The 11489-nt window shown below is 66.3% G+C and carries 11 protein-coding genes; 8 read left to right on the forward strand and 3 right to left on the reverse strand.

Annotation, left to right across the window (positions count from 1 at the left end):
• The first annotated feature begins 86 nt into the window (after positions 1-86).
• From AB3147_RS12240 to AB3147_RS12250, 3 genes are all read left to right on the forward strand, one after another.
• On the forward strand, positions 87-1976 hold the full coding sequence (locus AB3147_RS12240; RefSeq protein WP_367352035.1) for an NYN domain-containing protein: 1890 nt from the start codon (positions 87-89) through the stop codon (positions 1974-1976).
• 145 nt (positions 1977-2121) lie between these two features.
• A complete protein-coding gene (locus AB3147_RS12245; RefSeq protein ID WP_367352036.1) occupies positions 2122-2628 on the forward strand; it encodes a DUF523 domain-containing protein in 507 nt (168 codons plus the stop codon).
• Positions 2615-2935, forward strand: coding sequence for a hypothetical protein (locus AB3147_RS12250; protein ID WP_367352037.1), 321 nt, complete (start codon positions 2615-2617; stop codon positions 2933-2935). Before AB3147_RS12245 ends, AB3147_RS12250 begins: the two co-directional genes overlap by 14 nt.
• A gap of 81 nt (positions 2936-3016) precedes the next feature.
• Here AB3147_RS12250 and AB3147_RS12255 read toward each other — a convergent pair whose 3' ends face one another.
• On the reverse strand, positions 3017-3610 hold the full coding sequence (locus AB3147_RS12255; protein WP_367352038.1) for a hypothetical protein: 594 nt from the start codon (positions 3608-3610) through the stop codon (positions 3017-3019).
• 225 nt (positions 3611-3835) lie between these two features.
• On the opposite strand from AB3147_RS12255, the gene AB3147_RS12260 reads away from it, so the two are divergent.
• Positions 3836-4450, forward strand: a complete 615-nt coding sequence (locus tag AB3147_RS12260; protein WP_438860972.1) for a TetR family transcriptional regulator — start codon at positions 3836-3838, stop codon at positions 4448-4450.
• Positions 4451-4550: 100 nt separating this feature from the next.
• A complete protein-coding gene (locus AB3147_RS12265; protein WP_367352040.1) occupies positions 4551-4883 on the forward strand; it encodes a hypothetical protein in 333 nt (110 codons plus the stop codon).
• A 14-nt stretch (positions 4884-4897) separates the two neighbouring features.
• Here the strand turns inward: AB3147_RS12265 and AB3147_RS12270 are convergent, their stop codons facing one another.
• Complete coding sequence (locus AB3147_RS12270; RefSeq protein WP_367352041.1) at positions 4898-5872, reverse strand: Bug family tripartite tricarboxylate transporter substrate binding protein; 975 nt, start codon at positions 5870-5872, stop codon at positions 4898-4900.
• Positions 5873-6247: 375 nt separating this feature from the next.
• Here AB3147_RS12270 and AB3147_RS12275 point away from each other — a divergent pair, with 375 nt between their 5' ends.
• Positions 6248-8701 carry a mechanosensitive ion channel domain-containing protein gene (locus AB3147_RS12275; protein WP_367352042.1) on the forward strand — a complete coding sequence of 818 codons (2454 nt, stop codon included), beginning with the start codon at positions 6248-6250 and terminating at the stop codon, positions 8699-8701.
• A gap of 90 nt (positions 8702-8791) precedes the next feature.
• On the opposite strand, the gene AB3147_RS12280 is transcribed toward AB3147_RS12275, so the two are convergent.
• A complete protein-coding gene (locus tag AB3147_RS12280; protein WP_367352043.1) occupies positions 8792-9496 on the reverse strand; it encodes a hypothetical protein in 705 nt (234 codons plus the stop codon).
• A 117-nt stretch (positions 9497-9613) separates the two neighbouring features.
• Here AB3147_RS12280 and AB3147_RS12285 point away from each other — a divergent pair, with 117 nt between their 5' ends.
• Positions 9614-10363 carry a hypothetical protein gene (locus AB3147_RS12285; RefSeq protein WP_367352044.1) on the forward strand — a complete coding sequence of 250 codons (750 nt, stop codon included), beginning with the start codon at positions 9614-9616 and terminating at the stop codon, positions 10361-10363.
• A gap of 141 nt (positions 10364-10504) precedes the next feature.
• Positions 10505-11461, forward strand: coding sequence for an alpha/beta fold hydrolase (locus AB3147_RS12290; protein ID WP_218343628.1), 957 nt, complete (start codon positions 10505-10507; stop codon positions 11459-11461).
• Positions 11462-11489: the final 28 nt, after the last annotated feature.

Genomic DNA, 11489 nt, shown 5'->3' on the forward strand with positions numbered 1-11489 from the left:
GGAAATGTATATCATGGGCGAATTCTGGCGGTGTAAGGCCGGGCATTGCCTGGGCCTGGCCTTCCGACCGCGGCATTGGAGAGAACATGAACAACCCCAACGAAAACGTCAGCATGGCGCTTTTCTGCGACTTCGAGAACGTGGCGCTGGGTGTGCGCGACACCAAATTCCAGAAGTTCGACATCCGGCCGGTGCTCGAGCGCCTGCTGCTAAAAGGCAGCATCGTCGTCAAGAAGGCGTATTGCGACTGGGAGCGGTACAAGGAATTCAAGGCGCCGATGCACGAGGCCAATTTCGAGCTGATCGAGATCCCGCACGTGCGCCAGTCCGGCAAGAACTCGGCGGACATCCGCCTGGTCGTGGACGCGCTGGACTTCTGCTATACCAAGTCCCACGTCAACACCTTCGTCATCATCAGCGGCGACTCCGACTTTTCCCCGCTCGTGTCCAAGCTCCGCGAGAACAACAAGAAGGTCATCGGCGTGGGCGTCAAACAGTCCACGTCCGACCTCCTGATCGCCAACTGCGACGAATTCATTTTCTATGACGATCTGGCCCGTGAAGGCCAGCGCACCGCCGAGGCGCGCCGCGACAATCGCGGCGTTAGCGCCCAGCGCCGCTCGCCCGACGAGGAGCGCCGCCGCAAGGAAGAGCAGGACGCCCGCAAGACGCGGGCGGTCGAGATGGTGGTCGAGACGTTCGAGGCGCTGATGGCCGAACGCGGCGACAGCGGCAAGATCTGGGCATCGGCCCTGAAAGACGCCTTGAAGCGCCGCAAACCGGATTTCAACGAGTCCTACTATGGCTTCCGCGCGTTCGGCAATCTGCTGGAAGAGGCCCAGTCGCGTGGGTTCCTGGAGGTCGGGCGCGAAGAGAAGTCGGGTACGTATGTCTATCGTGATGGCTCGGGCGAGGCATCCTCTGCCCAGGCTGGCGAGGCGCATGGCGGGGCGGCAGATGGGGTGGCCGATGCCACTGACGCGCCGGGCGCTGGCGGCCGGAACACACGTAAATCGCGTGGCGGACGCAAGACGGCGGGCGGTCGGACGGCGGGCTCGCACGGCGAAGGCACTGAGCGGGAAGATGCCGTGACCGCCTCGCCGGATGGATTCGCCGAGGCTGCGGATGCGTGGAAACAACCCGACGCGCCGCAGCAGACGGAAGAGGGCACCGTAGTGGATGTGTTGGAGACGCCGGGTCAGGTTGCTGGCGGCGATGCTGCCGGCGGCTCGCCGCAGGCGCGCAGCGCCAGACAGTCGGATAACGGCCGTCAGGGTCGCTCGGGCCGCCGTGGTCGGGGCGCGAGGGCGGGTGATGATGCCCGGCCGTCGAGTCATGCGGAGTCGTTGGAAGGAGCCGGTCAGCCGCGAGGTTCGGTTGAGGGGCGGGGGGCTTCTGAAGGGCAGGGTGCGGCCGAAGCGCGGACTCAGGCGGAACGGCAGGGTTCGTCCGGCGCGCAGGTTTCATCCGAAAGGCAGACGTCGTCCGAGGCGCAGGCGCCGGCTCGCCAGCGCGAAGACGTGGCTCCGCCCGCCTTCAAGCGTCCGGCGCCCCCGCCGCCGCAGTCGGCGCTGGTCTCCGGTCCGCCGCCGGTGGTGAATGTGGCCGAGTGGACGTTCGTCGCGCCGCCGGCCAACACCGAACGCGAACGCCGGGGCGAGGCGCCAGATCCTTTCGCCGGCGCGTCGCGAACGGCCGCCGGATCCCGGTCGGATGAGGCTTCACGGGCCGCCTCCGAAACCGCTTCCGACGCTGCTTCCGCAAAGTCCGCCGCCAAACCCGCCCGCAGTGCCCGCAAGACCACGGCCAAGGCGCCATCCAAATCGGAGAGCCCGTCGGCCCAAGCGGGAACGCTGGCGGCGCCCGCCGCCGAGACCGCCCCGGCCCCTGAACCGGCGCGCAAGACAGCGGCGCGCAAGACAACGGCCCGCAAGACGGCGCCGCGCAAGACCGCGAAGAAAACCGACGCGGCTTGACGTCGCGATCGGCCCGGCCCGCCGTCAGTCAGCGCTGACGAACGCTTCAGACGGCGCCTTGTGCGCCGTTTGCTTGCGGGGCCGGCTCGTGTCACCTGCCTGGCCGCGCCGCCCGCGGCCGCTCATCCACCGATTTCACCTGCCCATGCATCGTGTTCTGATCAGTTCCTGCCTCCTGGGCAACCCCGTGCGTTACGACGGACGCGGCGTGCCCCATGGCGATGCCATCCTGGCGCGCTGGCGGGAAGAAGGCCGTGTCGTGGCCGTCTGTCCCGAGGTGGCGGGCGGCATGCCGATCCCGCGGCCCCCGGCGGAGATCGACCCGGGCGAAAACGCGGCTTCGGTGTTGGCGGGCCGTGCCCGTGTCGTGGCGGTGACGGGCGACGACGTGACGGCGCCTTTCGTGCGCGGCGCGCACGAGGCGCTGGCGGCAGCGCAAGCGCGAGGTATTCGTATGGCCGTCCTGAAAGAGGGCAGTCCGTCCTGCGGCAGCAGTTACGTCTACGACGGCCATTTCGCGGGCCGCCGTCAGCCCGGCATGGGCGTGACCGCGCAATTGCTGCGCGGCGCGGGGGTGCACGTCTTCAGCGAGCATCAGTGGGCCGAAGCGGCGGCATTCCTGGCCCAACTGGAGGCGGATGATGCTCGCTGAGGTTGGCGACTGGATGGTGTTGGCCGGGGTGGCCGGATGCGGTTACCTGGCCTGGAAGGGGGCCGTTCGCACCCATCGCAGTGTGGTGTTTGCCCGCGTGGCCGCCCTGATAAGCCTGGCCCTGTCCGCCGTCTGCTTCTACGCCTGGTACGCGCAGTACCTGCGGTGGGAATTCAACGAGTTGGGCCGCTACTACGATCCTATTGAACAGGTCGTCTATACGGACTCAGGTTTTGTCTGGGTGCTGCCGGCCGGTCTGCTCCTGGCCGTCGGCGTGATATTTGCCTGGCGCGGCTGGCGCCGCTGATGCGCGGCGTCCGGCGCGCCGGCATGCTGCACGTGCGAGCCGGCGCGTCAGGCCAGCCAGATACACCCGCGATCACGCCTCTCAGTTGGCGCGATATCCGCGGCTGGTCATGCAGGAATCCAGCGCGCGGTTATACGTATCCACCATGATCTGGGTGGTCCACTGAGTGATGGTGGCAGGATCGTAACCGCTCTGGTTCATGGCCCAACGCTGGCAGTCGGTAGTGGCGTTCGCCTGGGCGACATTGACCGGGGGCGCGGACTCGTACTGCACGGGCGCGTGCTGGGGCACTGGTGTGGAATAGGCTACGGGCGGCGCTTCATATACTGGGGCGGTGTAGACCGGCGCGGCCTCATAGACCGTCGTGCCGTACACGGGCGCGGCGTACAGCGGCGGGCTTGTGTAGCCCACCCCTGACGAGTAAACCCCGGTCTGCACGTAGGACGGCCCCGAATTGGCCGCCAGCAGCAGTCCGACCGTCGCCAGTGCAAAGGCGCCGCCGATCCACCAGCCGCTGGAACTGCTTCCACCGCCGCCGTGATAGTGGTGATAGCCGCCGCCATAACCACCTCCATGGCCGCCCCAATTTCCGCCACGCCCGCCAGCCACTGCCGGCGCACCAGCAACCGCCAGCGCCAACGCCGCAATGGCCACCCGGCCTGTAAACCGCTTCATGATCTTGCTCCTGAGCCATCCGGCGGCGGCACTGTGCCGGCCGCCGGACGATAGACGTACTTTACTGCTGGGGCGCGCGGATTAGGTGTCTCAAGCGATACGGGGATTTCAACTGATTTCAGTACTGTGACAAGACGCTAAGGAAGAACCGCCGCCTGGACCGAAGTGTGGCAATTTGCGCTTGTCGCAGTGGCGGAAAGCGTGGATAGGTAGTATTTTTCCGCGATGATCATGGCACTACCCGATTCGGCACCGCAGGACAGGCGTCTCACCAAGGGAGAGCGCACACGGCTACAACTTTTGGCAGTCGCCGCGGCCGAATTCGCCGAACGGGGATTCCAGCACACCCGCGTCAGCGATATCGTTGCCCGCGCCGGCGTGACCCAGCCCGTGTTCTATCAATACTTCACCAGCAAGCAAGCGGCCTACGACGAGCTGGTGGGGCTATTCGCGCAGCGGCTGCGCCGGGCGATCAGCGAGGCCCGCCTGCCGGGCCACCTGCAGGGCGAAGCCCTGGTCAACCGCATCCGGCAGGGTATCGGGACGTTGCTTGCCATCCTGCAGGAAGATCCAAATCTTACGCGCATCGGCTTCTTCCAGGCCGAGGCGGCCGAGGCGCTGAAAGACGAGCTGGTGAACCTGATCGCCGAGAACGTCCGGTCGGAGCAGCAGGCGGGACTATTCCGCCCGGAGATTTCGCCCGAGTGGTTCGGTCAGTCGCTCATTGCCATCATCGAACGTTTCGCCCGGCTGATGCCCGACGCGGCCAGGCAGCAGGCGGTGGCGGAGTTCATTACGGATTTATTGCTCGACGGGATGCGTCGGCGACCCGAAGCTTGAAACGTCCTTTGCATCATCCGCCTGGGCGCCAACCGGGCGTGTGAGGACGACGGCCCCCTGCAGTGGGATGCATCATGTGATCGCTTAGGCGTCACAAAATGTGGGTACGCTTCCTGCAGTGTCCGTGGGATGGTTGTTTTTGCCCAAGAATCAGTATCAGACCCCCAGCTGTCCCCACTGGGGCCTGCACTATTCGGCCAATAGCGAATTGGGCATCGAATTCAAGACCCGAAAGATTTCGTTCGTCTATTTTTCGGCCTATCGGGATCTGGACGAACAGGCACGTTTTGAAGCCCGCTGTTCCATGACCAATGTCGTGGAACAGCTCGTGTACACCCTTGAACCGGTAAAGCCGTGCCCCGTGCGACCCGAAACCGGACCGGTGGCTTCGGGTGCTGATCCGCATCAACACCTGATCGACACCTTGGCTTAACGAAGAATCAGGGTCTACTCCACCCGCGCCCCGGAAGCGCTCACCACCTTTCCTGCCGCTTCAAAATCCGCCTTCAGCAACTCCTGAAACTGCGCGGCAGACTTAGCTTCAGCTTCGACGCCCAGCGAAGCCAAACGCGATTGCACCTTCGGGTCGGCCAGCACCTTGTTGACCGCGGTATTGATCTTGTCTCGGTCGGCCGCGGCGATGCCGGCGGGGGCGAGCAAACCGAGCCACGAATCGAAGGCGTAGCCGGGCAGGCCGCTTTCGGCAACGGTGGGAAGATCCGGTGCGAAGCGTGAACGGGTCTTGCCGGTGTAGGCCAGGAACGTGACGCGCGGGTCGTTGCGATAGGCGGTCACGCCGATGGTGGCGGCGGTGACGGCCTGGACGCGGCCGGCCAGCAATTCGGTCACGGCGTCGCCGGTGGACTTCATGGGGATGTGCTGCATCTGCGCGCCGGCGGCGGTCAGGAACGACGCCATGCCCAGGTGCGAGGCGCTGCCGTTGCCGGCCGACGCGTAATCGTATGCGCCGGGCTTGGCTTTGACGGCCTGGATGAATTCGGCGGTGTTCTTGGCGTTCAGCGAGGCGGACGCAAGGATCATGTAGCCGGTGTTGCCGATGTAGGCGACACCCGTGAAGTCCTTGTAGGGGTCGTAGCTGAGGTTCTTATACAGATACCCGGCGATGTTGTGGCTGGCTGCGGCAAGCACCAGGGTGTTGCCATCGGGTTTGGCGCGGGCGACCTGGGCGGTGCCCACGGTGCCGCCGGCGCCGGCGCGGTTTTCGATCACGATGGAGGCATCCAACGCGCGGCCCAGTTCGTCGCCGATCGCGCGGGCGATGGTGTCCTGGACTGCGCCGGTGCCGTAGGGCACGACGATGCGGATGACGCGTTGGTCGGCCTGCGCGGCGCCCGTGCCGGTGACGGCCAGAGCAAGGGCGAGCAGGGTGTTGCGGCGTGCAGCTTGGAATCGGGTGGTCATGAAGCGGACTCGTGGTTGGGCGCGCGCCTGTCGGAATGCGGCGCGGGCATGGCGGCGTTGGACTCTAATCACTTAAGCCGTCCGGACCAACGAATTAATCGCCGCTTGTTTATTGCTTCCAGCGATAAGCGCAGGCCGCCGCTAAAGGGGACAGAGCAGGGGCTTTATCATGTGCCCTTTGCCCAAGCCGGGTCTCCCGCAGTCGCCGGCTTCTCTTTTTACCTATGGCGTCCATGCCCTGATCGCACAGGAGATTTATTAGTGGTTCGATCCGCAACGACAGCATCCCGATCCCTTCACTCCCGCCACCATGCCGCCGTCTCCTGGCGGCGCAGACGGGAAAGGCCCTGGCTGGCGGCCTGGCTGTTGGCAGCGATGTTGAGTTGTTTATCGATCCTCTGGCACGCTCCGGCCATGGCAGCTTTTCCGCTGCTGACCCCCGCGGCGGCGGCTGAGCCGGCCCCCGCGGCTTCGGCGTTGACGCCCGCCGCGCTGGCCGATCTGCTGGACAACCCTCAAGCGCGCCAAGCCCTGATCGACCAGCTGCGCGCGCAGGCGGCCAGTGACAAACCGGCCGCCGCTGGCGCAGCGCCAGCCAAGACCGCGACGGCGAAACAGACGCCCGCCACCCCCGCCGAGCCGACGTTCCAGGAGCGCATGGCCAATGGCGTTCAGCAGTTCCTGACCGGGGTCGCGGCCGACATGGGGCAGGGCGTTGACGACATGCGCGCGCTGGCCTCGGGCCAGAACCTGCGCATGGACAGCGGCACGGCGCGCAGCGCGTTGCTGCCGCTCGCGCTGGCTGCCGCGGCCACCATCATTGCCTTCATCCTGCTGCGCATGATCGCCATGCGCATCTATACGCGGATCGACCGCTGGGTGGCCGAGCACGGTTGCGAAACCGGGTCGGCCCCCGTCCGCGGCAAGCCGGCGTCCATGAAGGTGCTGACCCGCCGCGCGGGCGCGATCGTGGGTGCGCTGGCGATCGACGTCGCCGTCGTCTTGCTGGCCGCCATGGCAGGCGGCGCGGCGGCGCTGTGGAGCACGCCGGGGCGCGGCACGCTGGATGGACTGGCCTCGCTGTTCCTGCAGGCCTTCGTGGCGGTGGAGATCGTGAAGGTGCTGATCCGCACGGTGTTCGCGGTGCGCCATCCGCATCTGCGCTTGTTGCCGATGTCGGACGAGCTGGCGAAGTACTGGAACGCGTGGCTGGTGCGCATCGTGGCGGCGGCCGGTTACGGCACGCTGGTGGTCGGACCCGTGATGGCGGCAGCGCTGTCGCCGGCGCTGGGCCGGCTGACTACGATGCTCATCATGCTGGCGGTGTACATCTACGCCGTGCGCGTCATCTGGCATAACCGGCAGGCTGTCCGCGAACGGCTGGACCGCCGGGCCGCGGGCGCGGCCACGTTCATGGGATCCCGGCTGCGGCTACTGTCGCGCATCTGGCACGTGCTGGGCATCCTCTATTTCACGATCCTGCTTGTGGTCAGCCAGGTCGACCCAACCGATGCGCTGCCGTTCATGGCGCGCGCCACGGCGCAGACGCTGCTGGTCATCGGCGTGGGCAGCCTGCTGATCCTGCTTCTGAACGCGGTGCTGGCCAAGCCGATCCGCCTGTCGGACGACCTGCGGCGGCGCTTGCCGCTGCTGGAGGCACGCGTCAACGCGTACGTGCCGGCTGCGCTGAAGGTGGTTGGCTGGATCATCCGCATCATCATCGTGCTGCTGATCCTGGACGCGTGGCAGGCCTTTGACCTGTCGCGCTGGCTGGCGTCGGACGCGGGCGCCGCCGCGATCAAGGTGGTGCTGAACATCGTGATCGTCCTGATGATCGCCATGCTGGCCTGGACGGTGATCGCCAGCATCATCGAGCATCGCCTCAGCCAAAGCGAAGAGCGGGGCATGCCCAGCGCGCGAGAACGCACGCTGCTGGCGCTGTTCCGCAACGCTGCGCTGATCGTCATCGTGACGATGACGCTGATGGTGCTGCTGTCGCAGATCGGCATCGACGTCGGCCCGCTGATCGCGGGTGCTGGCGTGGTGGGTCTGGCCATCGGTTTTGGTGCGCAGAAGCTGGTGCAGGACATCATCACCGGCGTCTTCATCCAGCTTGAGAACGGGATGAACGAGAACGACGTGGTGCAGGTGGCCGGCGTGTTCGGCACGGTCGAGAAGATGACCATCCGCTCGGTCGGCATCCGCACGCTGGACGGCGGCTACCATCTGGTGCCGTTCTCGTCGGTGGACGTGGTGGCCAACCACATGCGCGATTTCTCGTATCACCTGGGTGAATACACGATTGCCCACCGCGAAAGCGTGGACGACGCCATCGAGCATCTGCGTGCGGCGTTTGCCGAGCTGATGACCGATTCGGTGCTTGGACCGGAGATCCTGGAAGACATGACGGTGGCGGGCGTCACGGCGGTCAACGACAAGGGCGTGACCATCCGCATCCTCATCAAGACCACGCCGGGCATGCAGTGGGCGGTGCAGCGCGGCTACAACCGCCTGCTCAAGAAGCACTTCGACGCCGCAGGCATCGAGCTGCCGTACCCGCACACGGTGGTCTACTTCGGTCAGGACAAGCGCGGCTACGCGCCTGCGGCCAATGTGCACGTGCAGGCCGAGCGTGCGGACGAGGGCGACAGCGCGCGCGCCGCGGGCCATACGCGCCGCCGCCTGAAGCCGGAAGCCAGCAACGAGGATTCGGCCGAGGTGCTGGGCAATGAGCTGGAGGCTCGGGCTGAGGCCGAGGCGGAGGCCGAAGTACAGGCTGAAACGCAGGCCAACGCCGCTGCGGGCAGGACGGAGCCCGGCCGCAGCTGAACGCCTCGGGACTAGTGACGCTGGGCGCCGCCTGAGTGGCGGCTGCCTGCGCGCCCGCAATGGAGGGCACGCAGGAATGGCCTGAAAGGCTTACCGCCCGGTCTGCACGCCCGCCGCGTTCAGGCGCTCCGTCACGGCCTGATAGCCCGCGCGCGTCATGTCGGTCTTGCGGATCGCCTCGTCGCAGGCCTTGCGGTCGTCGGGGCAGCCGGCCTTGGCCGGCATGTCGCCCGCGACGACGAAGTAGTCGATCACGAACTTGGCCACGTACTTCTTCGCGGGCTTGCCTTGCAGGAATCCGGCGATGTCGGCGCGAAAATCCGCAACGGTCTTCTCGGCGACAGGCGTCCAGTTCTGGCACTGCGAGAACGTGGCGACGCCATCGGCAAAGGCCAGCTTGGCGCAGGTCAACATCAGGTCGTTGGCGGGCTTCGCGCCTGCCGGCAGCGTGGCGCGGACGGTGGCCCCGCGGGTGCCGGTGAACGTCACGACGCCGGCCTTCGCCGCTGCCGCATCGATCGTCGCCTTGAACACGAAGGAATCTTCGATCACGGCCGGCGCCTTGTCCGTCGGACCCTTGGCGTACATGTCCGAGATATCCGCGGGGTCCACACGCGATATGTCCATCATCCGGCCCAGCAGGCGCCAGTCGGCCCGGAGCAAGGCATCATGTTCTTCGCGTATGCCGTACTCGAGCACCGCCCGTTCGATCTCGGTGGGCGTGTACGCGGCGTGCGCCAGCGTGGGCAGCAGGGCGGTGGCAAGGGCAGCAAATGCGAGGGGAAGCGACTTCATGAAGGCTCGGTAGAAAGAAAAGGTCCGCAAGGGTAACCGAGATACGCGACATGGGATCGGGTGAATAGGCTGCGTGCGGTATAAACGAGCACCATCATTTCTGAGCAAGGGAGTCTCGTGTCCAGCAAACCCGGAGCAGGTCGTTTCATCGCCGCGACAGTGGGCGTCATCAGGCAGCACGGCCGCGCCATGCTGGCCGCCGCGCCGTGGTCACTGGCCGTGTTCACGCTGACGTTGCCGTTTGCGCTGATGACGTCCCGGCTGTACGGGCTTGTGGATTGGCTGATCCTCGCGCTGGCGCTCGTCTGCCTGATCGCCCTCGCGCGCACCACCTACGCCTGGCATCGGGTCATCCTGCTTGGCGAGACCGCGCATGCGGCCGCGCCGCGCGGCGGCAACCCGGAAGCCCGGCATCTGGTGCTGCTGGGCGGGCTGGTGGTTGGCGTCATGGCGCTTGCGCGCGCCACCGGCGATCTGCCGTATGTGCTGTACATGCTGATGGGCGGCGCCAACGAACCGCTGTTCTACGGCGTGCTGATCGCGTTGCTGGTGGTGGTGTGGGTGCCCGTGCTGTACGGGCTGGCCGTGTACGGCGTAAGCCTGCCACGCGTCGCGGTCACCGGCGTATATGGATTTGGCGCGGTGCGCGCCGCGATGCGTTATCCACGCTGGCCGTTGATGCTGGGGTTCCTGGTGTTGCTGGTCCTGGCCGCGCATGCCACGAACGATCTGCTCCCGCTGATGTATGACTACGTGGGCGTGCAGGCGCTGCAGGGCGTGTTGGGCGCAGTGGCGTGCGTCGCCATGACCTTCGTGCTGACGGCGATGATCGCCGTGGCGTATCGGGATTCGGCGCTGCCCGAATAGCGCCTGTCTCGCGCACGCCGGCAACCTCCCGCCGGCATTGGTGCGCATCGCACAACATCGTGCTTCCCGCGCCGTGTCTACCGCGCTCGCGGGCGCAGTCCTACGATGCCCTCACTGTCTCTTCCGACCTTGAGGATCCCCATGAACGACTCGTATAACGCCGCCCGGCGCACGCTGCTTGCCGGCAGCGCGCTCCTGGCTGGCAGCGCCATTGCCATCGGCGCACAAGCAGCCCCGCAGCGCAATTCCCAACCCCAACGGAGCACTCCCATGAACAGCAACACCTTCGTCACCAAAGACGGCACGACGCTGTACTACAAGGACTGGGGCGCCGGCCCGGTCGTTACGTTCTCGCACGGCTGGCCGCTGAACGCGGATGCGTGGGACGGACAACTGCACTTCCTGGCGCGCAATGGCTTTCGCGTGATTGCGCATGACCGCCGCGGCCATGGGCGTTCTTCGCAGCCGTCCAACGGCAACGACATGGACACCTACGCCGACGATCTGGCGCAGTTGATCGAGGCGCTGGACGTCAAGAGCATCGCGATGGTGGGCCACTCCACCGGCGGCGGCGAAGTGGCGCGCTATATCGGCCGGCACGGCACGAAGCGCGTGTCGCGCGCTGTGCTGATCGGCGCGGTGCCGCCGGTGATGCTGAAGTCGGCCGCCAATCCGGAAGGCCTGCCGCTGTCGGTATTCGACGGCATCCGCGACGGCGTGGCGGGCGATCGCTCGCAGTTCTACAAGGATCTGGCCGTGCCGTTCTACGGCGCCAATCGCCCGGGTTCGAAGGTGTCGCAGGGCCAGCTGGACCAGTTCTGGCTGTGGAGCATGCAGAGCGGCCAGAAGAACGCCTACGAGTGCGTCAAGGCGTTCTCGGAAACGGATTTCACCGAAGACCTGAAGAAGATCGACGTGCCCACGTTGTTCATGCACGGCGAAGACGACCAGATCGTGCCGATCCACGACTCGGCCAAGAAGGCTGTGCGTCTGGTGAAGAACGCGCAGGCGATCTATTACCCCGGCGCCCCGCACGGCCTGACGGCCACCCTGCAGGACCGCATCAACGCTGACCTGCTGGCTTTCCTGCGCGGCTGACGCACGCGCCGCCACGCAACGACCCGGC

The sequence above is a fragment of the Achromobacter animicus genome (assembly GCF_040775605.1).
Classification (GTDB): Bacteria; Pseudomonadota; Gammaproteobacteria; order Burkholderiales; family Burkholderiaceae_B; genus Achromobacter; species Achromobacter animicus.